The organism is Pseudomonas sp. CP4 (assembly GCF_047758505.1).
Taxonomy (GTDB): domain Bacteria; phylum Pseudomonadota; class Gammaproteobacteria; order Pseudomonadales; family Pseudomonadaceae; genus Aquipseudomonas; species Aquipseudomonas fluorescens_AO.
On sequence record NZ_CP180489.1, the window covers coordinates 2,555,688 to 2,581,401 of the forward strand.

General features: G+C 60.6%; 14 protein-coding genes. 12 read left to right on the forward strand and 2 right to left on the reverse strand.

Annotation, left to right across the window (positions count from 1 at the left end):
• Positions 1-17: 17 nt before the first annotated feature.
• From ACMYUN_RS11445 to accC, 4 genes are all read left to right on the forward strand, one after another.
• Positions 18-1,061 (forward strand): methyl-accepting chemotaxis protein, encoded by a 1,044-nt coding sequence (locus tag ACMYUN_RS11445; protein ID WP_397504600.1) that lies wholly within the window; start codon positions 18-20, stop codon positions 1,059-1,061.
• A 241-nt stretch (positions 1,062-1,302) separates the two neighbouring features.
• A complete protein-coding gene (aroQ, locus tag ACMYUN_RS11450; protein WP_016771861.1) occupies positions 1,303-1,758 on the forward strand; it encodes a type II 3-dehydroquinate dehydratase in 456 nt (151 codons plus the stop codon).
• Between the two features lie 24 nt (positions 1,759-1,782).
• Entirely contained in the window at positions 1,783-2,241 is a 459-nt protein-coding gene (accB, locus tag ACMYUN_RS11455; RefSeq protein ID WP_016771862.1) for an acetyl-CoA carboxylase biotin carboxyl carrier protein, read from the forward strand.
• A gap of 17 nt (positions 2,242-2,258) precedes the next feature.
• Positions 2,259-3,614, forward strand: coding sequence for an acetyl-CoA carboxylase biotin carboxylase subunit (gene accC / locus ACMYUN_RS11460; RefSeq protein ID WP_024011424.1), 1,356 nt, complete (start codon positions 2,259-2,261; stop codon positions 3,612-3,614).
• Positions 3,615-3,679: 65 nt separating this feature from the next.
• Here the strand turns inward: accC and ACMYUN_RS11465 are convergent, their stop codons facing one another.
• Positions 3,680-7,639, reverse strand: coding sequence for a type III effector 1 (locus ACMYUN_RS11465; RefSeq protein ID WP_415763746.1), 3,960 nt, complete (start codon positions 7,637-7,639; stop codon positions 3,680-3,682).
• 194 nt (positions 7,640-7,833) lie between these two features.
• On the opposite strand from ACMYUN_RS11465, the gene prmA reads away from it, so the two are divergent.
• From prmA to ACMYUN_RS11505, 8 genes are all read left to right on the forward strand, one after another.
• Complete coding sequence (gene prmA, locus ACMYUN_RS11470; RefSeq protein WP_039757012.1) at positions 7,834-8,712, forward strand: 50S ribosomal protein L11 methyltransferase; 879 nt, start codon at positions 7,834-7,836, stop codon at positions 8,710-8,712.
• A 30-nt stretch (positions 8,713-8,742) separates the two neighbouring features.
• Positions 8,743-10,014, forward strand: coding sequence for a DUF3426 domain-containing protein (locus tag ACMYUN_RS11475; protein ID WP_415763747.1), 1,272 nt, complete (start codon positions 8,743-8,745; stop codon positions 10,012-10,014).
• A gap of 185 nt (positions 10,015-10,199) precedes the next feature.
• Positions 10,200-11,210 carry a tRNA dihydrouridine synthase DusB gene (gene dusB / locus ACMYUN_RS11480; protein ID WP_310403781.1) on the forward strand — a complete coding sequence of 337 codons (1,011 nt, stop codon included), beginning with the start codon at positions 10,200-10,202 and terminating at the stop codon, positions 11,208-11,210.
• The gene (fis, locus tag ACMYUN_RS11485) at positions 11,207-11,527 is read left to right on the forward strand and encodes a DNA-binding transcriptional regulator Fis (protein WP_002555375.1); all 321 of its coding nucleotides are present in this window, start codon (positions 11,207-11,209) and stop codon (positions 11,525-11,527) included. The genes dusB and fis overlap by 4 nt, the downstream gene beginning before the upstream one ends.
• Before the next feature lie 83 nt (positions 11,528-11,610).
• Positions 11,611-13,218, forward strand: coding sequence for a bifunctional phosphoribosylaminoimidazolecarboxamide formyltransferase/IMP cyclohydrolase (gene purH, locus ACMYUN_RS11490; RefSeq protein ID WP_415763748.1), 1,608 nt, complete (start codon positions 11,611-11,613; stop codon positions 13,216-13,218).
• 167 nt (positions 13,219-13,385) lie between these two features.
• Positions 13,386-14,681 (forward strand): phosphoribosylamine--glycine ligase, encoded by a 1,296-nt coding sequence (purD, locus tag ACMYUN_RS11495; RefSeq protein WP_415763749.1) that lies wholly within the window; start codon positions 13,386-13,388, stop codon positions 14,679-14,681.
• Between the two features lie 98 nt (positions 14,682-14,779).
• Complete coding sequence (locus ACMYUN_RS11500; RefSeq protein ID WP_310403789.1) at positions 14,780-17,557, forward strand: hybrid sensor histidine kinase/response regulator; 2,778 nt, start codon at positions 14,780-14,782, stop codon at positions 17,555-17,557.
• Between the two features lie 63 nt (positions 17,558-17,620).
• Positions 17,621-18,217 (forward strand): MarC family protein, encoded by a 597-nt coding sequence (locus ACMYUN_RS11505; RefSeq protein ID WP_016771870.1) that lies wholly within the window; start codon positions 17,621-17,623, stop codon positions 18,215-18,217.
• Positions 18,218-18,300: 83 nt separating this feature from the next.
• On the opposite strand, the gene ACMYUN_RS11510 is transcribed toward ACMYUN_RS11505, so the two are convergent.
• Positions 18,301-25,467, reverse strand: coding sequence for a TcdA/TcdB pore-forming domain-containing protein (locus tag ACMYUN_RS11510; protein ID WP_415763750.1), 7,167 nt, complete (start codon positions 25,465-25,467; stop codon positions 18,301-18,303).
• Positions 25,468-25,714 lie beyond the last annotated feature (247 nt).

The window sequence follows — 25,714 nt, forward strand, 5'->3', positions numbered from 1 at the left end:
GCCTGATGCAAGGCGTGATGATCGGCCTGATTCTACTGATCGCCCTGCTCATCGACACCTTGCAGCGGCGCCTCGCCCGCACCCTGACCAACCTCGCCCCGGCGCTGTCGACCTGGGCTGAGGGCGATTTCAGTCGCGACATCCAACTGGGGAAGACCAACCGTGAACTGCACGACATCGAAGCCTCGCTCAATCGCTTGCGCGCCTATCTGGTGGATCTGGTCGGCACGATTCGCGGCAACGCCGAGCAAGTCGCCGGCAGCAGCCGCACCCTCGCCGAACTGAGCAATGATCTGCACAGCGGCGCCGAACATCAGGCCGGCGATACCGCGCTTATTCGCGACTCGCTGGGTGAACTGGAGGCGACCATTCAGCAAGTGGCCGGCGATGCCCGCCAGGCTGCCGACGCCAGCCGCCACGCCGGACTGGCTGTCGAGCATGGCCAGACGGTCATCGGCCAGAGCCTCACCGGGTTGCATGCGCTGGTTGGTGAAGTTCAAGGCAACGCACAGATGATCGAACATCTGGCGGAAGAGTCGGCAACCATTGGCGGCGTGCTGACGGTAATTCGTTCGATTGCTGACCAGACCAATCTGCTCGCCCTGAACGCCGCAATCGAAGCGGCCCGCGCCGGGGAGATGGGCCGTGGTTTTGCCGTGGTCGCGGAAGAAGTGCGCTCGCTGGCACAACGCACCGCCGGGGCCACGGCAGAAATCCAGACGCTGATCGCCGGCCTGCAGACCGCCGCCCGGCAATCGGTCGAAGGCATGCGCGCGCAGGTCGAACACGCCGAAGCCACGGCCAATCAGGCGCAGGCGGCCGACGGCGCATTGGACAAAATCGTCGGCGCGATCCAGACCATCGCCGACACCGCCGTGCGCATCGCCGATGTCACCGCGCAGCAAAGTGGCGCGGTCAGCGAGATCCGCGATCACAGCGAACGCATCCATCAACTGGGTGGGGATAACCTGCTGCGCATCGGCCAAGGGCGTGAACAGGGCGAGAATCTGTTGGTTCTGGGCGGCCAATTGCATACGGCCGTTCAGGCCTTTCGCGTCTGACACACCGCTATCGCGAGCAGGCTCACTCCTACTTTGGAATGCATCTCCCTGTGGGAGCGGGCCTGCTCGCGAAGAGGCCCACGCCACCACCACTAATGACCGGATCAGCTCACTCGGTCACAAATTTCGCGCAAACATCGCCCATCGTGCCGCCTATTGCATGGAACTGGACAGTCACAAAGGCTTTGCGGCATAGTCGCCGGGTTCTGACGACTGCTCATTGATAACAAGGACAACGCAGATGGCAACGCTACTGGTGCTGCACGGCCCCAACCTGAACCTGCTCGGCACCCGGGAACCGGGGACCTACGGGTCGACGACCCTGGCGCAGATCAATCAGGATCTGGAGCGGCGCGCCCGCGAAGCCGGCCATCATCTGCTTCATCTGCAAAGCAACGCCGAGTACGAATTGATCGATCGCATTCACGCTGCGCGCGGTGAAGGCGTGGATTTCATTCTGATCAATCCGGCGGCTTTTACGCACACAAGTGTCGCATTACGTGACGCGCTGCTGGGAGTGAGCATCCCATTCATCGAAGTGCATTTGTCCAACGTGCACAAGCGCGAACCTTTCCGCCATCACTCCTACTTCTCCGATGTAGCGGTAGGAGTGATCTGCGGCCTTGGCGCCAGCGGTTACCGACTGGCCCTGGAGGCCGCACTAGAGCAGCTTGAACACCAAGCTATACGCCCCTGACCGACCCTTGGGAGTTGATGATTCATGGATATCCGTAAAGTTAAGAAACTGATCGAATTGCTGGAAGAGTCCGGCATCGACGAGCTCGAGATCAAGGAAGGCGAAGAGTCCGTACGCATCAGCCGCCACAGCAAGACCCCGGCGCAGCAGTACTACGCGCCAGCCCCGATGCAGGCTCCGGCCGCTGCCCCTGCTGCCGCGCCAGTCGCTGCCGCTGCTCCGGCTGCCGCTGCTGCACCCGCGCTGAACGGCACCGTTGCCCGTTCGCCGATGGTCGGCACCTTCTACCGTAAATCTTCGCCAACCTCGCCAGCCTTCGTTGAAGTCGGCCAGACCGTGAAGAAAGGCGACACCCTGTGCATCGTCGAAGCCATGAAGATGATGAACCACATCGAAGCTGAAACCAGCGGTGTGATCGAATCCATCCTCGTCGAAGACGGCCAGCCGGTTGAGTACGACCAACCGCTGTTCACCATCGTTTGAACCGCGGAGAGCCTTTGATGACTGCGAAGTTGGAAAAAGTTCTGATCGCTAACCGCGGTGAGATCGCCCTGCGGATTCTGCGTGCCTGCAAAGAGATGGGCATCAAGACCGTCGCCGTTTACTCCAAGGCCGACAAAGAGCTGATGCACCTGGGTCTGGCAGACGAATCCGTCTGCATCGGCCCGGCTTCCGCCGCTCAGTCTTACCTGCACATTCCGGCCATCATCGCTGCCGCTGAAGTGACCGGCGCTACCGCCATTCACCCAGGCTACGGTTTCCTCGCGGAAAACGCCGATTTTGCCGAGCAGGTCGAGAACTCCGGCTTCGCCTTCATCGGCCCGAAAGCCGACACCATCCGCCTGATGGGCGACAAGGTATCGGCCAAGCACGCGATGATCGAAGCAGGCGTACCGACCGTTCCAGGTTCTGACGGCCCGCTGCCGGAAGACGAAGAAACGGCGCTGCGCATCGGTCGTGAAGTCGGCTACCCGGTGATCATCAAGGCCGCCGGCGGCGGTGGTGGTCGCGGCATGCGTGTGGTGCACAAGGAAGAAGACCTGATCGCCTCGGCGAAACTGACCCGCTCCGAAGCAGGTGCGGCGTTCGGCAACCCGATGGTCTATCTGGAAAAATTCCTCACCAACCCGCGCCACGTCGAAGTGCAGGTACTGTCCGACGGCCAGGGCCACGCCATCCACCTGGGCGACCGCGACTGCTCGCTGCAGCGTCGGCACCAGAAGGTTCTCGAAGAAGCGCCGGCACCGGGCATCGACGAGAAGGCGCGCCAGGAAGTATTGGCTCGCTGCGTCAAGGCATGCATCGACATCGGCTACCGTGGCGCCGGGACTTTCGAGTTCCTCTACGAGAACGGTCGTTTCTACTTCATCGAAATGAATACCCGTGTTCAGGTGGAGCACCCGGTTTCGGAGATGGTCACCGGTATCGACATCGTCAAGGAGATGCTCAGCATCGCCGCTGGCAACAAGCTGTCGTTCACTCAGGATGACGTGGTCATCCGCGGTCACTCGCTGGAGTGCCGGATCAACGCTGAAGATCCGAAGACCTTCATGCCGAGCCCGGGCACGGTCAAGCATTTCCATGCTCCAGGCGGCAACGGCGTTCGCGTCGATTCGCACCTGTACAGCGGTTATGCCGTGCCACCGAACTACGACTCGCTGATCGGCAAGCTGATCACTTACGGCGCAACCCGCGACGAAGCCATGGCCCGCATGCGCAATGCCCTGGACGAAATCGTGGTCGACGGGATCAAAACCAACATCCCGCTGCACCGCGACCTGGTTCGTGATGAAGGCTTCTGCAAGGGTGGTGTGAACATTCACTACCTCGAGCACAAGCTGGCCAAACAGTCGTAAGGCTGAAGCGGTGTAAAAAACCCGATCCCTGCGGATCGGGTTTTTTTATGCCTGGAACAACGCCATCAGCTCAGCGACACCAACGAAAAAGCCTGCCCTTGAATCAATTCAGCAGTGGCCAGGCGCCCGCCCTGATCGACCACAGCGCCAGAGGCATCTTGTTGCAACGGCTTTTGACGAAACCGCTGCATGAACAGCTTCGCGCGTTTCGCTACCGGATCGGTGGCATATCCCGCTCGCTGCAAAACCGGCGTATACAGGCGCTCAACCTGATTGGAGGACGTCTTGAACACAGTCGAAACACCGCTGTTCAGATTCAGCGAAACCGCATAGTTATTACCCAGACATGAAGAGTAGGACCAGTAATCCCAGCTTGGCCGCAGCCCCTGCTGGCGCAATGCCCTTCTGACCGCCCCGCCGATATCCGCCCCCGTCAGCCAGTCTCCGCCCACCAGGGTGGCACGAATATCCTTGGCCGAGCCTCCCAGGCGCGCCATCACGTCCTGGACGGCTCGCTCAATCAGAGAGTGAATGTTGTGATCGAAATGGATGACCGCGCCGACCTTGGTCGCCGGGTTGTACATCGAGGCAATCACGCAGGTTTGCGCGTTCAGCGAAAACAGATAATTGTCCACAGACCCGGCGACGAACTTCGCTACCACGGCTTCGCCCTGCAACGCCCCACGGCTCAGCGCTGGCTCGACGCGACCGGGAAATGCATCGCGCAGATTGCTTACATGACCAAGGTTGCGCACCTGATCATGGCCGCCGCGCAGCCCGACTCGATCATGGGTCCATTTGCCGCTCGCAGCCAGGCGTATGGGGCGCTGATAAATGGCGGCGGGACGCCGGGCATCGACCAGGCTCAGGCCACCGAAATGCGGGTTTTCCCTGACCTGGAAGTACCTGCCTCTGTGGCGAATGTAATAGCTCGGCTGCGGCTGGACAGCACTCGGCGGACTGCGCCATGTGCCATAAAAAACACCTTCTTCAGTGACCCGCTGCAAATTACCCGGCTTGTTGCTGACGGCCTGCCTGGCATGAAAACGCACCTCGCGAACCGCCGGCAACGCTTCCTTGCGAAGCGGAGCCACGGTGTTCAAGCGCTCGCTGAGCAATGAGGCCGGCCGTGTCGTGTACTTCAGGTTTCTGACCGTACGCCCAAGCAATTTGACCGTACTGCCAGCGCCAACCGAGGCAAACAGCGCGCCCCACGACGCCTCAAGCCAATGCCCGAGCGCGCCCTCGACATCGCCTTCCAGATGCGCCGCGACGGCTTGACCGGCGCTGACGGCAACGAACACGACGTCCAGCAGCAAGGCGAAGGGCGGAAACACCATGCAGAACGGCGCGGCACCGAACATCAGGCCTTTGACCACTTGTCGCTCGATCATTTCTGCGCGACTGGTGGTGATGTCTTCCACATCGGTGACGGTGCGCTCGATATAAGCATTGAATTCGCTGCGAGCATCGCTCACTCGTTGCGCTTCGAACAGCGTATCGACGCGTTGTTTTTTTGCCGCTATCGCATACAGCGAACGCGACACCGTGGCGCGCGCAGCAACCGGCGTGCGTGCCAGCAAATAGTCATGCAACGATCCGGCAATGTCGCCATACAGTGACTGATACGCACGCAACACAAGATCATCGGGAGCATCTGGGGTGTACAGCCACCAGGACGGTTCGGGATAGAAACAGGTGAAAACGTAAACCCCGAGCACCACGTGGCTGCGTACGGTAAAGCTGAAAACACCGTCACTGCTGACCACGCTGGCGCCCGGCAAATGCGTACCCGGCGCTGGCGGCTGACTCAACAACGAGACCTGACGGACCAGCGCAAAATAGACCGCGTCGCTTAACCGCGCCTGACTTCTGGCGACGCGCAAATCACGATCCATCTTCGACAGCAGCACGTTGCGCCAGGCGAACCGACGCGGCTCGTAAGCGTCATCGCGGGCGTCGAGATATTTGCTGCGGATCTCGCTGGCGTACTTTTCACCCAACCAGGCCCGGCGCAGATACAAGGCCAGATCGGCGCTGCGCACTCGGCTCAAATCCTGGCCAACGGAGGAGCGCACACCTTTTTTCGGATGATCGATGCCGGCGTTGTCGTCATAGCCGTAGATCGCCAGATCGAGCAGGCTGGCTACCGACTGCTGCCTGCGATCAGCGAGGCCGGCGTTGTAATCGATCAATACGGTGGCCGGGTCGACCGGTTCCAGTACCTGTTTGCTGCGCATATAAGGCGCGATCTCGGCGGCAACCGTGCGTCTGGCGAAGTCGATAAAGACTTCGAAACCGCCGAGCCACTCGTTGAAGACCTGCTGATGGACAACCAGCTCCTGATTCAGGCTGCTGAGACGTCGGCGCGCATCCAGGGGCAGCGTTGAGTACCAGCGCAGTGAGTTGTCCTCTTCGACCTGTTGCAAATTTTTCGCCAGACCCATCTGCACCGCCGCTTCGACGCATTCGGCGAACGGCATGGACGCACGCCGGATATCACTTTTCATTCCCCAAAGGCCAGGATCGGCCGCCACGGCAACAAGATACTCACGGGCTTGACGATGGGCAGTCGGGGAAAGCTGCTGCACAAGGTATTCGCGACCGGACTCGCTCTGCGTCCAGCCCCAGACCTCTCCAGTCAGTGCCGCCAGCGAAGGCAGGCGGATCCACTCTTGACCGTCCGGCTTGTTTGGTGCGTACAGCAGCAGGTCGCTCACCGTTGATGGAGTGTCTTCCCGATAAAACACCAGAAAGTCGGCACACTGCATGCCGTTGGGTAGCGCCAGCGCGGCGACGCGCAAGGACGCGTCCATGGCCTTCCCCGCCCACATCGGTTCGAGACGGTCATGCTCTTCCACCGCCATATGCCCTGCGCAACGCGCTATGAACGCGCTTTGCTTGAGCCGTGCGATAAACCAGTCGATCGAGGCTTTTTGCACTTCTTCGCGCGCATATTGCCCGGCGAGGGCTCTGAGGTATCCGACCGGGTAATCCTGGCCGGCCAGCATATCGGCGATGAATGCCGGCTCCAGCGGCTGATTGCGTCGCGAAGGGCCCCTGGTCACTTCCAGCACGACGGCGAAATCCGCGCCGATCGGTCCCGCCGCGAGCAATTCGCTCAGACTGCGGTTCTGCGTCGGCTCGCCAACCGCTGAACGCCATTTCAGGCGAACGTCGATCCGGTCCGGTTCGACCTCCATGTCGAGCTTGAGCCGGATGTAGTCAATCGCCTGTTGCCGGGCATAGGCGCGCAACGAGCCGTAGCCTTCCAACAGATCATCGAGCGCTGCCTGGGCCTGCGACGTCTGCTCTTGATAACTGCGCAACCTGGCTAACCCGGGTTCATTCAGCACCCGCAACCAATGTGGCAATTGCGCGTATGACTGCGCTTCCAGCCTTTTCTTTTCCGCGCCCGTTGCCAGCGCGGTCAACCGATAGCGGCGAGCGCCTCGTTCCTGAACCTTTTCGATCTGCCTGCGTAATCGATCCGGCGTCAGCCCCGCGAGACGGTCTGGGTGGAACAGCGCGTCGATGTCGTTGATGTAGCGCCGCAACTTGCGCAAGACCAACTGATCGAACGCAGTCTCCTGTCCCTTGGTTTGCCAGTGTGTTCGCAGATAATTTTTGTAATGATCAAGGAAATGTTCCGAAACGCTATCTACGGCCTGGATGACCGCTTGACGGCGGCCGGCCGGCAAAGCCCGATCAGCAGCGCCCGGCCAGCGGTACGGAGCGTTACGGATCGCCAGGTACATCAGCGATTTGCCGTCGATGATTTTCTGCAGGATCGCATCAAGCAAAGCCAGCACGAACCCCGGATCGATATTGCCGTGCGGGTAGTGATCGCGCAGCTCGGTCAACGCAAAGTTTTCCATGGCCGCCAGTAAGGTCATCTGGCTGCTCAGACGCTTGTCGATCAGCACCTGCCAACGCGTGATCCGCAGCAGAATCTCCTGGGCCGTTCCTGTGGACGCAGCGGCTTGCGCTCGTTTTTCTTCTACAATCCCTTGTTCACCCGCCATGTCGTCCAGCCCGTTATTGCGTATAAATGAGCTTTCACTCTATTTGCCGGCAACCGCACTCAGGCAATACATATGTATATCGCCCCGGTGATTGTGTAACAGCAAAGCGGCGTGTCCACTTTGCCGGCGACCTGGCGTAAACTGCGCGCTTTTGCAGCTTCGGGCTGCCCCACAGATTTTCAAAGGTGCCCGCCATGCCTTGGCTGCAAGTCCGTCTCGCCATCACCCCGGAACAAGCCGAAACCTACGAGGACGCATTCCTCGAAGTCGGTGCCGTGTCGGTGACTTTCATGGACGCTGAAGACCAGCCGATCTTCGAGCCAGAACTCAACACCACGCCACTGTGGTCGCACACCCACTTGCTGGCCCTGTTCGAAGGCGGCACTGAACCGGAGCCGGTCCTGGCCCATCTGGAACTGCTGACCGGCGGTCCGCTGCCCGAGCACCACAGCGAAGTCATCGAGGACCAGGACTGGGAACGCAGCTGGATGGACGGTTTCGAGCCGATGCGTTTTGGCCAGCGCCTGTGGATCGTACCGAGCTGGCATGCAGCGCCTGAGCCTGACGCGGTCAATCTGCTGCTGGATCCGGGCCTGGCCTTCGGCACCGGCACGCACCCGACCACCGCGCTGTGCCTGGAATGGCTCGACGGCCAGGATCTGAAAGACTGCCACGTGCTGGATTTCGGCTGCGGCTCGGGGATTCTGGCGATTGCCGCGCTGCTGCTCGGCGCCAAGGAAGCCGTGGGCACCGACATCGACGTGCAAGCACTTGAAGCCTCGCGCGACAACGCCGGGCGCAACAACATTGCCGATGAGCTGTTCCCGCTGTATCTGCCGGAAGATCTGCCGCAGGTTCCGGCCGACGTGCTGGTCGCCAACATTCTCGCCGGTCCGCTGGTGTCTCTGGCGCCGCAGCTGTCCAGTCTGGTCAAGAGCGGCGGGCGCCTGGCGCTGTCGGGCATTCTCGCCGAGCAGGGCGAAGAAGTCGCTGCGGCTTATGCGCAGGACTTCGAGCTCGACCCGATCGCCAATCGCGATGGCTGGGTGCGCATCACCGGGCGTCGGCGCTAAAATGACCGCTTGCCTGAACCGGATCGCCGCATGACCGACAGTTTCGTCACCCAGTGCCCGCATTGCCAGACCAGTTTCCGCGTCAACCATGCCCAGTTGAGCGTGGCGCGCGGGGTGGTTCGTTGCGGCTCCTGCCTGCAAGTGTTCAATGCTGCCAAGCAGCTGCTCGAGCAACATGCCGGCAAGGACGCGGTGACGCCACTCGCGCCGCCGCTGCCTGAAGCGCCCGCGCCTGTCAGCGATTCTGCGGTCGTCGAACAAATTCCTGCACCGCGCGCCATCAGCCAGAAGCAATGGAGCGCGTCGGAACTGGATCTGGACAGCCTCGATCTGGACGAAGAACTCGCCCGCCTCGAACAACGCGAAATCCAGCCGGTCGCCGAGTTCGGGCGTGCCCGCGAAGATTCCTTGAGCGCCCGGCGCGATAGCCCGGAACCCGACGAAGGCACTTGGCCCGACAGCCTGTTCAGCGAGCCTGCCGATGAGCGCAGCGTAGCGCCTGATGTCGAGCCAGATATCGAGCCAGATATCGAGCACATCGAAACCCTCGAACCCGAGCGCACCGAACCTTCGCTGTCGCTGGAGCCGGTGGATCTGGACGACGAGCCGCCGATCCCGCAACTGCGCCTGCACGATCCGATCGATCCCAACGCCCGCCGTGAGCGCCTGTCGGCCAGCGACGACAGCGATGACGACGATCTGCCGTTGATCACCTCGCCGCGCAAAAAGCGTGAACGGGCCGAGCCCGGCGTGCGCGCCGAGGTGCTGCAGGATCTGACCGACGATCCGCTGCAACTGGACTGGCAGCAACGCCGTTCCCCTTGGGGCCGGCGCCTGCTCTGGCTGCTGCTGGTGGTGTTGGCCGCCGGCGCTCTTGCCGCTCAGTACATCGCCTATCACTTCGAGGAACTGGCGCGGCAGGATCAATACCGCCCATGGTTCCAGCAGGTCTGCCCGCAGATCGGCTGCACCGTGCCGTCCAAAGTCGACATCGGCAAGATCAAGAGCAGCAACCTGGTGGTGCGCAGCCATCCGGAATTCAGCGGGGCGCTGGTGGTCGATGCGATCATTTACAACCGCGCGACGTTTTCCCAGCCGTTCCCCTTGCTCGAACTGCGCTTTGCCGACCTCAACGGTCACCTGATCGCCAGTCGTCGCTTCAAACCCGGCGAGTACCTGAGCGGCGATCTTGAAGGCCTGGCGGAAATGCCGCCGCAGACGCCGATCCACATCGCCCTGGATATTCTCGATCCGGGGCCGAAAGCGGTGAACTACAGCCTGAACTTCCATTCGCCGGAATGAACCGCTTCAGCGTTTCCCGATTGACGGCATTTTTCTGACTGGATCGGAGCCAACCAAACCGTTGGCGATAACAGAATAACTGTTCAGATTTTGTTCAATTCAGCCTTTAACCAGTCATCGAGAGCGGGTATCATGCCCACCCTTTTTCGAACTCTCATGATCCGGCCCCACTTCAGGGAAGTCCTATGTCGGCGGTACGCATCGGCCCATATACATTGCAGAACGGTTTGATTCTCGCCCCGATGGCGGGCGTCACCGACCAGCCCTTTCGTCAGCTGTGCAAGCGTCTGGGCGCAGGGCTTGTAGTCTCGGAAATGGTCACCAGCGACATGAGCCTGTGGAATACCCGCAAGTCGCGCATGCGCATGATCCACGAAGGCGATCCCGAGCCCCGCTCGGTGCAGATTGCCGGTGGCGATGCGCAGATGCTGGCCGATGCGGCACGGGCCAACGTCGAACTGGGCGCGCAGATTATCGACATCAACATGGGCTGTCCGGCGAAGAAGGTCTGCAACAAGGCCGCCGGCTCCGCGTTGCTGAAAGACGAAGCACTGGTGACCGAGATCCTGCAGGCCGTGGTGGCCGCGGTTGATGTGCCGGTCACCCTGAAGATCCGCACCGGCTGGGATCGCGAGAACAAGAACGGCCTGACCGTGGCGAAGATCGCCGAACAGGCCGGGATCGCAGCGCTGGCCGTGCATGGCCGTACGCGCGCCGATCTGTACACAGGCGAAGCCGAGTACGACACGATTGCCGCGATCAAGCAGGCGGTGTCGATCCCGGTGTTTGCCAATGGCGATATCGATTCGCCGGAAAAGGCCCGATACGTGCTTGACGCGACCGGTGCCGATGGCCTGCTGATAGGCCGTGCCGCTCAAGGGCGGCCATGGATTTTTCGCGAGATCGAACACTTCCTGCGCACCGGCGAGAAATTGCCGGCGCCGGAACTGAGCGAAGTGGAACGCATCCTGCTGGAGCATCTGGCTGCCCTTCACGCCTTCTATGGTGACGTGATGGGCGTGCGCATTGCCCGCAAGCATGTGGGCTGGTATCTCGCAACCTTGCCGGGCGCCAGGGAGTTTCGCGCCCGTTTCAATCGTTTGGATGGTACGGAAACACAATGCGCCGACGTTCGGGAGTTCTTCGCCGAGCGTTACAAGAGCCTGACAGGGGACGAAGAAGGGGTGGCCGCATGACGATGATGACCGAGACTTTAGTGAGTGGAACAACACCCGTGAGCGACAACGTGAATTTGAAACAGCACCTCAACACGCCGAGCGAAGAAGGCCAGACCCTTCGCGGGAGTGTCGAGAAGGCGCTGCACAATTATTTCGCCCACCTTGAGGGCGCGTCCGTCACGGATGTGTACAACCTGGTGCTGTCCGAAGTCGAGGCGCCCCTGCTCGAAAGCGTGATGAACTACGTTAAGGGCAACCAGACCAAGGCCAGTGAGCTGCTCGGACTGAACCGCGGCACGCTGCGCAAGAAACTCAAGCAGTACGATCTGCTGTAAGCATTCAATCAAACCAGAAAGGCGCCCGCGTAAAAAACGGTCGCCTTTTTTGCTGACTTCCTTTGCTTTTGATGGAAATTGAGATGACCGACCAGACTACCCGCCTGCCGATCCGCCGCGCCTTGATCAGCGTTTCCGACAAGACCGGGATCCTCGAATTCGCCAAGGAGCTCGAAGCTCTGGCCGTCGAGATCCTCTCCACCGGCGGAACGTTCAAGCTGCTGCGCGATAACGGCGTTGCCGCAGTGGAAGTCGCGGATTACACCGGTTTCGCCGAGATGATGGACGGTCGGGTAAAAACCCTGCACCCGAAAATCCACGGTGGCATCCTCGGTCGTCGCGGTACTGACGATGCGATCATGAACGAGCACGGCATCAAGCCGATCGATCTGGTAGCGGTCAACCTGTATCCCTTCGAAGCGACCATCAACAAGCCAGGCTGCGACCTGCCGACCGCTATCGAGAACATCGACATCGGCGGTCCGACCATGGTCCGTTCGGCAGCGAAAAACCACAAAGACGTAGCCATCGTGGTAAATGCCAGCGATTACGCCAACGTTCTGGAAAATCTCAAGGCCGGCGGCCTGACCTATGCTCAGCGTTTCGACCTGATGCTCAAGGCCTTCGAGCACACCGCGGCCTACGACGGCATGATCGCCAACTACATGGGCACCGTGAACCAGGCCGCTGAAACTTTGAGCACTGAAGGTCGCAGCGAATTCCCGCGTACGTTCAACAGCCAGTTCATCAAGGCTCAGGAAATGCGCTACGGCGAGAACCCGCACCAGAGCGCGGCGTTCTACGTGGAAGCCAAGCCTGCCGAAGTCGGCATCGCCACCGCGACCCAGTTGCAAGGCAAAGAGCTGTCGTACAACAACGTCGCCGACACCGACGCTGCGCTTGAATGCGTGAAGAGCTTCGTCAAGCCAGCCTGCGTGATCGTCAAGCACGCCAACCCTTGCGGCGTAGCGGTCAGCCCGGACGCTGAGGGCGGCATCCGCCAGGCATACGAACTGGCGTACGCCACCGACACCGAGTCGGCGTTCGGCGGCATCATCGCTTTCAACCGTGAACTGGACGCCGAAACCGCCAAGGCGATCGTCGAGCGTCAGTTCGTTGAAGTGATCATCGCCCCAAGCGTCAGCGCAGAAGCCCGTGCCATCGTTGCCGCCAAAGCCAACGTACGCCTGCTGGCCTGCGGCGAGTGGTCGGCTGACCGCGCCACTGCCTGGGATTACAAACGCGTCAACGGTGGGCTGCTGGTGCAGAGCCGCGACATCGGCATGATCAGCGCCGATGACCTGAAAGTGGTGACCAAACGTGCGCCGACCGAACAGGAAATCCACGACCTGATCTTCGCCTGGAAAGTCGCCAAGTACGTCAAATCCAACGCCATCGTCTACGCCAAGAACCGCCAGACCATCGGTGTCGGCGCCGGCCAGATGAGCCGCGTCAACTCGGCACGCATCGCCGCGATCAAAGCTGAGCACGCCGGTTTGCAGGTCGCCGGTTCAGTCATGGCTTCCGATGCCTTTTTCCCGTTCCGCGACGGTCTGGACAATGCGGCCAAGGTCGGCATCACTGCGGTGATCCAGCCAGGCGGTTCGATGCGTGACAACGAAGTGATTGCTGCTGCTGATGAAGCGGGCATCGCGATGGTCTTTACCGGCATGCGCCACTTCCGTCATTGAAGCAGCCGCAAGTTTCAAGCTGCAAGCTGCAAGAAAGAGCAGACAGGTGTCGCTCCTTCTTGCAGGTGCAGCCTTATTAATTCAAAGCCGTAAGCTGTAATTGAGCGCCACGCAGTCGCTCTTACTTGCAGCTTGTAGCTTGCAGCTTTCTCCGAAGGAGTCTCTCTTTGAATGTTTTGATCATTGGCAGCGGTGGCCGTGAACACGCTCTGGCCTGGAAAGTGGCTCAGGATCCGCGTGTGCAGAAGGTTTTCGTTGCACCGGGCAACGCTGGCACCGCCATTGAAGCCAAGTGCGAAAACGTCGCCATCGATGTGTTAGCGCTGGAGCAACTGGCCGATTTCGCCGAAAAGAACGTGTCCCTGACCATCGTCGGACCGGAAGTGCCGCTGGTGGCTGGCGTCGTTGATCTGTTCCGCTCTCGTGGTCTGGACTGCTTCGGTCCGACTGCCGGTGCTGCACAATTGGAAGGTTCGAAGGCCTTCACCAAGGACTTCCTCGCCCGCCACAAGATCCCGACCGCCGATTACCAGAACTTCACCGAGATCGAGCCGGCCCTGGCTTATCTGCGTGAAAAAGGCGCGCCGATTGTGATCAAGGCCGATGGCCTCGCTGCCGGCAAAGGCGTTATCGTCGCCATGACCCTGGCCGAAGCCGAAGACGCCGTGCGCGACATGCTCGCCGGCAACTCGTTTGGCGACGCCGGTTCGCGCGTGGTGATCGAGGAGTTCCTCGACGGCGAAGAAGCCTCGTTCATCGTCATGGTCGACGGCAAGAACGTGTTGCCGATGGCCACCAGCCAGGATCACAAACGCGTCGGTGACGGCGACAGCGGCCCGAACACCGGCGGTATGGGTGCCTACTCCCCTGCCCCGGTAGTCACCGCCGACGTGCATCAGCGCGTGATGGACCAGGTGATCTGGCCGACCGTGCGCGGCATGGCCGAGGAAGGCAACGTCTACACTGGTTTCCTTTATGCCGGTCTGATGATCGACAAGGCCGGCAACCCGAAAGTCATCGAGTTCAACTGCCGCTTCGGCGATCCGGAAACCCAACCGGTGATGCTGCGTCTGCAATCGAGCCTGGTGCTGCTGGTTGAAGCCGCATTGGCGCAAGCGCTGGACAAGATTGAAGCGCAGTGGGATCCGCGTCCGAGCGTCGGCATTGTGCTGGCCGCTGGCGGCTACCCGGGCGACTACGCTAAAGGCGCGGCGATCAATGGTCTCGATGCAGCGGCGGGTCTGGAAGGCAAAGTCTTCCACGCCGGTACCGCATTGAAGGACGGTCAGGTCGTTACTGCGGGCGGCCGCGTACTCTGTGCCACGGCCATGGGCGCCACCGTCGGTGAAGCGCAGCATCAAGCCTACAAACTGGCCGCTGCCATCGATTGGGAAGGCTGCTTCTACCGCAAGGACATTGGCTACCGCGCCATTGCCCGTGAACGCGGCGAAACCCAGGAGTAAGCGATCATCAGGCCCGGCGCGGGATGCCATTCCTCGCCGGGCTGTTCGGTCGTCGCGCATCGTTATATTCTGGCATCAACCTACGAAGGGATTTCGCCGTGCGCTGGCTCAGGATTGCCATAAGCTTCACCGTCACGCTGATGACCTTGCTCTGCATGCTCCCGGCCCAGGCCGCGCAAGGCAGTGGCTGGTCGGTATTGCTTGACGATCAGGGCATCCTGCAACTGAGCGACATCCGCTCCGCTCGCTACACCAATCAATTCAGCCCCACCGAGCTTGACCGTCTGACTGCGGCCGAACCCGAGGGCGCCCTGTGGCTGCGCTTCAAACTGGCGCCGGGCAAGCACGAGCAAGTGCTGCGCATCTTTGCCCCTGACTTGTCACAGCTCAATCTCTACGTGCTCGACGGCGACCGGCTGATCGAGCAACGCAATACCGGCAACGAGCGGCCCCAGGCCGAGCGACCGTTGCCGAGCAGCGATTTCATGCTGCCGCTGCCCCAGGCCGACAAGCCCCTCGATGTCTACGTGCGCATGGTCTCCGACCATCAGTTGCGCCCGCACATCACCCTGCAGGCAGCGCTCGAAGGCGCGGCCGATCAGAAGCAGACGCTGATTTTCGGCCTGCTGTTCGGCTGTCTTGCCATGCTCCTGCTGCACAATCTGGTGCGCTACGCCTACTCGCGCTCGCGCAGCAGTCTGTGGCTGGCAATCTGTGAAGGCCTGCTCGGGCTGAGTCTGTTCCTGTTGCTCAACCTTGCCGGTCCGTGGCTGCCGAACTGGCATGCGTTCCAGACGCCAGGGGCTTATCTGGCCCTGTTGCTGACGGCTCCCGCCGGGTTGATGTATGCCCTGCGCTTCTTCGCGCCTCTGGGCCAGCACCCGCTGAACAAACTGCTGTGGGGCGACATTCTGTTGATTGTCACGTGCAGCCTGTTGCTGCTGTTCGTCAACACGTTGCCGCTGAACATCATCACCTACGCACTGGTCGCACTGGCCGGCCTGAGCATGTTGCTGGTGGGCTTCTATCACTGGCAGAAGGGCTATCGCCCGGCGCGTCTGTTCGTCGCCGCCATGGTCGTGTTCAACATCGGCACGCTGGTCATCCTCCCGGCGCTGCTGGGGTTGACGCTGGTCACGCCGCAAGGCCTGATCATGACGCTGATGGTGTTCATCTGCATCAGCGGCCTGTTGATGAGCATTGCCTTGGGTGAGCGACAGCGCAGCATCACCGAAAGCCGCTTCAGCATCAGCCGCGACCTGGCGGCCAGCAACGCCGAAATCAACGCCAAAGCCGAATTCCTCGCCAAGATCAGCCACGAAATCCGCACGCCGATGAACGGTGTTCTGGGCATGACCGAGCTGCTGCTGGGCACGCCGCTGTCGGTCAAGCAGCGCGATTACGTGCAGACCATCCACAGCGCCGGCAACGAACTGCTGACACTGATCAACGAGATCCTCGACATATCCAAGCTCGAATCCGGGCAGATCGAACTCGACGACGTGCAGTTCGACCTCAACGCGCTGATCGACGATTGCCTGAGCATCTACCGGGCCAAGGCCGAGCAACAGAACGTCGAGCTGATCAGTTTCATCCAGCCGCAAGTGCCACGGGTGATCAGCGGCGATCCGACACGCCTGCGCCAGACCTTGCTGAGCCTGTTGGAAAACGCCCTGAAGAAAACCGAGGAAGGCGAAGTGTTGATCGTCGTTGCCCTCGACGAGCGCAGCAGCAAACCGCGCCTGCGTATCGCCGTGCAGGACAGCGGCGCGCCGATGGAGCAGGAAGAGCGTGAAGCATTGCTGCACGCTGAACTGCACAGCAAACATTTCCTTTCGGCCAATCGCCTCGGCGGCAATCTCGGCCTGGTGATTGCGCGACAACTGATTCGTCTGATGCAAGGCGAGTTCGGCATCAAGAGCGGCGCCACTCAGGGCAGCACGCTGTGGCTGACTTTGCCGCTGGACCCGGATCGCCTCGAGCATCCGACGTCCGATCTGGACAGCCCGCTGCAAGGTGCACGGGTGCTGGTGGTCGACGATAACGACACCTGCCGCAAAGTGCTGGTGCAGCAGTGCAGCGCCTGGGGCCTGAATGTCAGCGCCGTGCCGTCGGGCAAGGAAGCGTTGGCACTGCTGCGCACCAAGGCGCACCTGCGCGATTACTTCGACGTGGTCCTGCTCGACCAGAACATGCCCGGCATGACCGGCATGCAACTGGCAGCGAAGATCAAGGAAGACCCGAGCCTGAACCACGACATCCTGCTGATCATGCTCACCGGCATCAGCAACGCGCCGAGCAAGATCATTGCGCGCAACTCGGGAATCAAACGGATTCTGGCCAAACCGGTGGCCGGCTATACGCTCAAGACCACCCTCGCCGACGAACTCAATCAGCGCAACAAGGGCCAGGTGGTGTACCAGCCGCAAGTGCTCACGGCGGCTACGGCAGCCAAAGTGCCGAGCGACTTCCGCATCCTCGTCGCCGAAGACAACACCATCTCGACCAAAGTGATTCGCGGCATGCTCGGCAAGCTCAACCTGCAGCCGGACACCGCGAGCAATGGCGAAGAAGCGCTGCAAGCGATGAAGGCCCAGCGTTACGATCTGGTGCTGATGGACTGTGAGATGCCGGTCCTTGATGGCTTCTCCGCGACGCAGCAATTACGCGCGTGGGAAGTCAGCAACCAACGCATCCGCACGCCGGTCGTGGCGTTGACCGCGCATATTCTCGCTGAACACAAAGAGCGCGCGCGTCAGGCGGGGATGGACGGGCACATGTCCAAACCGGTCGAGCTCTCTCAGTTGCGCGAGTTGATCGAACACTGGGTCGCCCAGCGCGATCAGCAGAACCGGGCCACGACCCAGCCGTCGTAAACCGACAGATTGTCCGGTGCCTGATAGACTCCCCCCCGACTCCATCGCCAGTGAGCTTGCATCATGCTCCATGTGTTGTTCAGCGTTTATCTGAAGATGCTGGTGCTCTACAGCCCGTTCTTCGTGTTGTCCTGTTTTATCAGCCTGACCCGCGGCTATTCGCGCAAGGAGCAGCGGCGCCTGGCCTGGAAGGTGGCGCTTGCGACCCTGATTTCCAGCGTTCTGCTGTATTTGTTCGGGCGAGTGATTTTCGATGTCTTCGGCATCACCGTGGATGCTTTCCGCATTGGCGCCGGCAGCGTGCTGTTCATTTCTGCACTGGGCATGGCGCAGGGCAAACCGGCGGTGCAGGCCGACAATGTGCAGCAGGACGTGACCATCGTGCCGCTGACCATTCCGCTGACGGTCGGCCCGGGCACCATCGGTGCATTGCTGGTGATGGGCGTCAGCCAGCCGCACTGGGACGACAAGCTCACCGCGATCATGAGTATCGCGCTGGCCAGTTTCACTGTCGGTGTGGTGCTGTACCTGTCGAATCGCATCGAGCGGATTCTCGGCGATCAGGGTTTGCAGATTGTCAGCCGCTTGATGGGATTGTTTGTTTGCGCGCTGGCGGCGCAGATCATCTTTACCGGCGTCAAAGGTTATCTGGTGCCTTGAGCGCCCGCAGTTTTACGCACAGGACACGATAAAACGCCGCGAACGGCAACGTTCGCGGCGTTTTATCGTGCAGGCTCAACCCGTCAAGGCAACTGTTCAGTCACGGCCGCCAGCGTAGCGGTGGCGTCGCTGTCCTGCGCAGCCTCAAACGCCAGCAACCATTGCTCCAGCGCGAACAGATACAGGCGACCCGACACGCGGAGCGCCAACTCGCATGCGCTCTGCGCTTGGGCGTTGCGCACGATCAGACTGCGACCATTGTCCGGATCGGCAAGCAACAGCTCGTCAGCAACCCGCGACATCAACCAATGCCCACAGTCCCCCACGTCGAGCGCGAGCAAGCCTGGCTCCGACGCTTCGCTGGCGGACGGACGCCGCACATCGACAACAACGCAATCAAGACGCGGCCAGCTATCGGCCGAAATCCGATAGCCCTCCGTGTGCGAACCAAAGCTCAGGATCAATGTGTCCACGCCGTCAACCAGCAGCGGCAGGACTTCGGTGAGGTCATCGCTCACTTGCAGCGTCATGACCTGAGCATCACGGCGGGCATGGCTGCCCGGCAACCAGACGCTGTCGGTCGTTCCGGCACTGAAAACCAGCTCGTCGATCGAGTCGAGCAATAGCGGATTATCGGTATCGCGCGTACCGAGGAACGTCGCCCACTGGCCATCCTCCCGGGCAGTCACATCAAACAGCCGATTCAGCGTCGGCACGTAATACTGGTAACGATTGCCCGTATTTTCGACGGGCAGGAAGGCGGCATGAGATTGTCCGTCCAGCAGTTGCTTCAAACGCTCGCACAATTGTGCGGGCGTTTCGCCGAGGCGATAGGACCAGCGATTTTCCGTGCCGATAATTCGTGCCGGTTGTTGATCCTGCAGTTGCAGCGTCACGCCTTCGCGGGTGCGCCCGAGCAGGCCATCGCCCTGCGGCAGGACTTCGCCGAATGTCCACGATGACCAGACCGGTTCGGCCTGTGGCAAGGCCTGGCGATGCTGCACGACGCTGCTGTTGCCGAACGCCGCGCGAGCTTCCTCGAATGACACTAGCGTTTGCCGCCAGATTGCTCCGGCATCGGAATCCAGCAGCCAGACGGCTTGCCGGTCCGGCGTCAGGCCCAGTAACGTCAGCTCACGGTTGCCAGGCGTTTGCGCCAGTACCAGCTTTTCGTCCACGCACCATGCGGCCAGAAAGGGCTGGCCTGCCTGGGCGCGCAAGCCGATGATCGCAAATGCTGCGCTGTTGTATTGCCTGGCCAGCGCCGGCAGTGCGGCCAGCCAGTCGGGATGTTGTTGCAGCCAGCGCTGGCTGAGGCCGACGAACTGCAGCACATCCCTGTCTATCTCGGACAACCAGTTATCCTCACGGGCACCGAGGTCAATCTCGAACAGTCGACCATCGCTCAACGTGGCGAGATAGCTGTCACCGACACGTCTGATGTCAACCACATCCCGCGCCAGCGCTTGCTGCATGAAAACATTGTCACGCAGTTCGATGCCATGGCTGAGCATCTGGCTCTGCTTGCTGTAGAACAGCCGTGCCATGGCCGGATCAGCGGATCGCGGCATGAGCAACACTCTGTCCGCGTCACTGTACGGGTCCGCGCGGAAGTAGCGGCCATTTTCCGCGCCGATCCAGGCTCGCTCGAGCAGTTGATCGAAGGAATAAGCCTGCGCATGAATATATGGTGCGTAGCGCCATGTGCTGATGGCCGGAGCCATGCCGGGGGTTTCGTCGGCATAGGGGCGAGGCTGTTTCTGGCGATGACGGAAAAACACGATCCGGCTGCCTTCTTCAGGTTTGAGGGGGGAATTTTCCAACCCGCGCGACCTTAGCGTGATATCGGTCAGCGTCACGTCCTTGTCAGCCAGGTGAAATTCCAGCGTGGTTCGCATGTTGAGGTTTTTGCGCTCAACCAACTGCTGCGAGACGCGCAGAGTGCCGTCTGCGAGTTGCGCGAAAGCGCTGATTTTCGTGCCGGTTTCAAGACTCAGCAAACGATAGCGCTGCACGACCAGCCCGCTGAGCACATTGACGCGCCAGACGGTGGCGTGATCGGGATGATAAAACCACGCTTCATCTGCCGTGGCGGCGCCCAGCAGCAAGCCATCGCTGACCGCGCCAGGCAGGTTGCGCGCGTATAACAGGCGTCTGCGCGGGCCATCGTAAAAAGCCGTGGTCCTCAGCGGCTGGCTGGCCGGGGTGAACGGCACGTTGAATCGCTCAAGCCTCAGATAGCCGGCGGCCAGACGATCCTCGTCACCGAGTTTGCTCAGTCGCGCAAGGACATCGCGGGAATGGTGGGTATCGCCAAGGGTAACGGACACCAGGCGCAATGCATTGTGCTGCCAGTCCAGCTCGTACAGTTCACCTCCGGCCAGTTCGATCAGCCCCTCGAAAGCCGAAAGCACGATGCCGTCAATCGTCAATTGACGCCCCGCCAGATATGACCGTGGGCCGTCGTCATCCGCGATCACTGCATCAGCAAAGCGGACCTGCTCGAGATTGACCCAGGGCGCATGCACCAGCCATTTGCCAACGCCGTTAAATTTCACCTCGCTCAAACCGCGAGTCAGGCGCAACTGACAGTGACCGGGCATGGAGGTGATTTCATAGGAAATTTTGTGCAGCCATTCCACCGGCAACGTCGGCACCGCCAACTGACGAACATGCTCGTTGAGCTGCACGCGAATCATGGTCGGTTTATAAACCGGATGCAGCTTGTAGAGAATGTGTTTGAGCGACGGCGTGCTGTGCAGATAAAAACGCCGGTTGCCTCGCTCATCGTATTCGAGCTTGTCCGCCACACTGTTGCGCAATTGCGGGTAGCGGGTGTGGATGCGCTCATCGAGCTGTATTCTCAGAGTATCGCCCACTGCTATGACCGGATTGAAATACGACAACCAGTTCGGGTCGGGATGTTCACTGGCGCTACGCGGTTCAACCTGCTCTCCCGGCAAGGCCTCGTAAACATAGCCGGCGCCCCCCAGTTGATATTCGTAACCGTAATAGCAAAGCGGCGTGCAGGGCAGCACCACGGTATGCAGCGCAGCATCGTCGCGGATAGCCAGCGTTGCGCTCTCGCGCAGACCGAAGGCCTGGCGAATGTTCAGCGATCGGTGGATCTGCTTCGGATCATCGTTGTACTGCGGCAGCTCCAGCGGGCCGCCGCCCCACGGATAAAACCGCTGGCTGTCGAAACGAACCTGCCGGTCTTGCAGATCAAGCTGGGTAATGACGGCTTCGGGCGGGAACTGCAGCGTCCCGTCGGCAAAAGTAAAAGCGCCTGGCTGGTAAGCGTTGTGGACGGCACGCAAATGATTGCCGACCGCCGTAGCCTTGTCGGCGATTTGCCCCAGATTACTGGCAATCGCGGTGGCACCGATGCCGATACCAAGCAACGGCACCGACAGAATGGCTGCCGCCGCGCCGACCGTTCCACCGACTGCCAGCGCGGCAATGTCCAGCCCCAATGCCGCCACATTGAACGCCAGCGACGTGGAAAACCGTGAGCGCTGCTCGTGGTTCTGCGCCAGCGAAAGGTTGTAGATGTCGAAGCCGATGTTGACCAGCGAGAACGCAAAGCCGACACCAGTGGCTGCCGGCCCGAGCACACGGCCGGCCAGCGACGACTGACGCAACAGCAGCGCCTGCTCACTGGCGGCGACCTGCCGCACCAGGTTGATCACCTGAGCGGTATCGCTGACCACGCCGAAACCCAATTGGGCATAACTGACATAGACCTGCACTTGCAGGGCAATCGACAGGGCTGGCAACTGATCGCCAGCCTGGTAATCGCGCTGGCGCATTTCGGTGATCAGGGTCTGGATCGCAAAGGCAAAGCTCAAGCGACTGCCGCCATCAGACTCACCCGGGGCCGCGGGTTTGGCCGCTTTGACCAACCGCTGCAGATGCTCTTTGAGCGTGTTGAATCGCGGGTCGATGGTACTGACCGTTCGCGCCTGACGCGGGTTTTGCGCATCGACCAGAGTCAGCGAAAAAGCGCCGTCCGCCTGCGGCTTGAGGGTGTCGAGCAACGGCAGATATTCGCGCCCGAGCGAGTGTTCACTGCGCAATTGCTGCGTGGCCTCGCCGAATGCCTGCGCCCAGTATCGTGCATCCACTTGTGCCAGGCTTGTGCCCATGCGCGCGTTTTCGCTGAGCGAGCGCTGGCGCGCCAGCGCTTGTCTGGCCCAGACCGAGGCACGGCGCGAATCGCTCGATGGCGAGTGTAAGAAACTGTCCACGCGCAACCCCGCCGACAGCTTGCGCGCGGCAATCACCTCAGTGTTCAGCTCGATGACGTTGAAGCGCGCAGCCGCCATGTCGCCCAGCCCGTAAAGCCTGGCCAGTGCGCTATCGCCTGCACTCAGATAACGCTCCACGCCAAGCCTGGCCTGGGCACCTGTGGCGAACGCGTAGATGGCAAAGTTCGGGTCGTAGAAGCGATAGACGAACCGGCCGTCTACTTGCACCTTGGCCATCAACAACGCGTGATCGCCGGTGTCGAGCAACAGGACGGTAGAAGCCGTTTTCGCCTCCAGCTGCTGCATCAGCGAGTCCAGATTCTGCAGGCCAAGAGGCTTGCCAATGGTGTTGGTGGGGACAGTCCGCAATTCGTTCAGCGCACTGAGCAACGCCCGTGAACTGGTGTGTTCAGGATCGATGTTGGCCGTAGCGACATGCCCGACCAGCGTGCGCTCGGCCGACTCGCCGGCGACCACCGCTGCGCCCATCAACAGCGCCAGCGGATAACACCGTCGCCCTGGGTCGCTGGTCGTCTGCATCAGCAAGTCCTGCGACAATTGCCGGGCCGAGGTCGCGCCGGCGCTGATGAACATTTCCCGCACCTGCGCACTGCGCTGAATGATCCGGGTGCGGTATTCACGCTGCGCGGTGCGCTTGATCTGCCCGATACGCTCGCGCCATTGTCGCACCGTCAGCGCTTCGAAGAGTGCCTGGACCTTGAGTTCACGCGCCGTCAACACTTCATGCGCCTCACCCCGCGTCAGCGCCGTCTCGAATTCCGGGCGCTGATGAATGGCTTTTTCGATGGCGTCAAAACGCGCGAAAGTGCCGTCTCCATCGGTTGCCACGGCAAGCTCACGCACGGTTTTCCAGACGCTCGCAAAGCCCGCATCGTCCAGACTGTCTGCGCCGAAAATCCCGCCGAGCATGACCCGCACCAGCGGACTGAGTTGTTGCAGCGGCAGCGCGTCATGGGCAACCCGACTGAACAGTTCGTTGAGATTGCTGGACGTTTCGGCGCCATGGGAAACCGGCAGCACGCCCTGCGGTTGCGCCGCAATCAACTGCCGCGTGTCGAAGCCGAAGGCAAAAGCATCGGTGAAGGTGATCTCACCGCTGAGTTTTTCGCGCATAGCCCGGACAAAGGGCTCGCCCAGGTCATCCATCCATTGCTGCAGGACCGACGTCAACAATACCGGTTTACCGCCCACCACCGGCCAGCCCTGCTTGAACGTCAGCGTCTGTTGCGGTTTGAGCAGATCCGCCAGTTGGCCGGTATAACGCGACTTGAGTTTGCCGCTGCGCCATTTTTCCTGCTCTTTGGCCAGCCACTGCGCCTCATCGTCATTGACGGTCCAGCCGGAGATCATTTCCTCCTCGGTAAAAACGTTATAGCCCTCGACCAGTTTCAGATGATTGCGGATGCGGTCGATCTGGTCAGGCAGCAAATGTTCTTCGATGTATTTGGTCAGCCCGGCGGCCGCTGCCCCCGGTCCGGTAAGGGTAATCGTGCTTCGAGCACCGACCCGAATGCCGTCCTGATAATAGGAATGGATGGCTTCGATGAGCCTGCCCGCGGCGAAATGGATCGTTGAAGCCGGGAATTTCTTTTGCACGAGCACTTCATTCACGACGTTCTGAATAACCGCGACCAGACGCCCCGCGTCGTTCATATCGATACCGGCGGCGATCGCACGACGCTCCACTTGTAGCAGGCAGTCATAATTCAGACGGATCATCTGCATGTAGGCCATGGTCATGCCACTGCCGGCGTGGGCGAGGATATGCGCGTTCATTTCCCCCGCAACGGATACCCCATGAGCCGTTCCCAGACGCATCGCATCCCGTGGTACCGAATGCTGCTGCGGGGCGACGAAGATCTCCGCTAGAGGAGGCTTGTTGCGAGCAAACGTCTGTAACGCCTCCCGATCTGCAGCAGCAATAGTCTCTACTCTGTCGAGATAGCGATGCCGGTCGCGACCCGGCATCAAGGTTTCATCGTTATTGAGCAACACTTGTAATACGCCAATACGTTGCTCTTCGCTGTAACCGCTGATATCCACGCCACCCAATTTGTCGGCCAACGGTGGCAAGTAATCCATGTCAGTGTAACGACCACCCTCCAGATACTCAGCCTGCAAGCGCACAACATCACTGGCCGCTGCGAAGTTGCCGCGCATCGCCACTTCACGTTGATAGACATCGGCCAGAAAATGCCCGTGAAATTCTTGGCGAACATCGCGCAACTGCAAATCGCTACCGGCCAATTGTTCATGAGTCTGCAAACATTGCTGCCGAAAGCTCTCCAGTGTTGCCCGGTCTTTACCGTAGGCGCGCACCATCAATTCAATACGGGCATGATCGGCTTTGCCTTGCCATTGCGGTTGTTGCAGAAAATCGAACATCTCGTGTTTCAAGACTCGCGCCCGGTCTTCGATCATCTTCGCCAATTCGCCGGGCTTGCTCACGGTGTCACCACCCGACTCCATCGCATCCACTCGCGCGCTGTCGGAAATGACCCGATTCATTTCGAAAGCAAGCAAGGCATCGCTGTCATACCAGAGATTGAACTGGTAGCCCTCTGTGGCCAGAACCTTACGCCAGACATTCATGTAATCACGCTGGATAGCGCCGACCTGGCTGCCGCCGACCCAGACAAAGTGCATTGTTTTGGGCACTGGCGCGGGTATGTCACTGAACATGCTCACGGTTGCCGCCAGGCGCGTCGCGTAATCGCGCAGACCGTTTTCGATTCGATCAATGGCCACCGGCATGGGCGCCTTCTTGCGCTTGGCCAGGCGCTCGAAGTTGTCGAGGAAAAGCGTTACGACTTGCAGTTTTTCAGTGAAATCCGAGGCCCTGCCTGCGCTCTCGTAAAGCGCTGTCAACTGGGCATATTCTTCAGTAGCGGAAAACTCCTTCAAGGCGCGTTGCAGCGCTGAATAATCGTTGGCAGAAATAAGATCCGCTTCGCCGACATACTGTTCCATGACACTCATAAGCCTTCATCCCTGATTCATTAAAGTAAACCTGGACGAAGTTATGCTGCCGATGCATTGACTTCAAAAAACACAAAACTCAAATGATTACCGGGGAAATATCAAATAACAGTGACGTTACTCACGCGCACCATCCGGCAACAGATAAGTTGGCCGCCAGTTACTGGCCAGACAGCCAAAGCGGCGTTCTTGACGCAATCATCGTCCGGTTTCAAAAGGGAAAGATTCAGACAGGAACTTTGACCGG

What these genes read in the sequence shown, in the direction of transcription:
- ACMYUN_RS11445 (WP_397504600.1), top strand. Translation starts at nt 18, where the DNA reads ATGATCGGCCTGATTCTACTGATCGCCCTGCTCATCGACACCTTGCAG.
- aroQ (WP_016771861.1), top strand. Translation starts at nt 1,303, where the DNA reads ATGGCAACGCTACTGGTGCTGCACGGCCCCAACCTGAACCTGCTCGGC.
- accB (WP_016771862.1), top strand. Translation starts at nt 1,783, where the DNA reads ATGGATATCCGTAAAGTTAAGAAACTGATCGAATTGCTGGAAGAGTCC.
- accC (WP_024011424.1), top strand. Translation starts at nt 2,259, where the DNA reads ATGACTGCGAAGTTGGAAAAAGTTCTGATCGCTAACCGCGGTGAGATC.
- ACMYUN_RS11465 (WP_415763746.1), bottom strand. Translation starts at nt 7,639, where the DNA reads ATGGCGGGTGAACAAGGGATTGTAGAAGAAAAACGAGCGCAAGCCGCT.
- prmA (WP_039757012.1), top strand. Translation starts at nt 7,834, where the DNA reads ATGCCTTGGCTGCAAGTCCGTCTCGCCATCACCCCGGAACAAGCCGAA.
- ACMYUN_RS11475 (WP_415763747.1), top strand. Translation starts at nt 8,743, where the DNA reads ATGACCGACAGTTTCGTCACCCAGTGCCCGCATTGCCAGACCAGTTTC.
- dusB (WP_310403781.1), top strand. Translation starts at nt 10,200, where the DNA reads ATGTCGGCGGTACGCATCGGCCCATATACATTGCAGAACGGTTTGATT.
- fis (WP_002555375.1), top strand. Translation starts at nt 11,207, where the DNA reads ATGACGATGATGACCGAGACTTTAGTGAGTGGAACAACACCCGTGAGC.
- purH (WP_415763748.1), top strand. Translation starts at nt 11,611, where the DNA reads ATGACCGACCAGACTACCCGCCTGCCGATCCGCCGCGCCTTGATCAGC.
- ACMYUN_RS11505 (WP_016771870.1), top strand. Translation starts at nt 17,621, where the DNA reads ATGCTCCATGTGTTGTTCAGCGTTTATCTGAAGATGCTGGTGCTCTAC.
- ACMYUN_RS11510 (WP_415763750.1), bottom strand. Translation starts at nt 25,467, where the DNA reads ATGAGTGTCATGGAACAGTATGTCGGCGAAGCGGATCTTATTTCTGCC.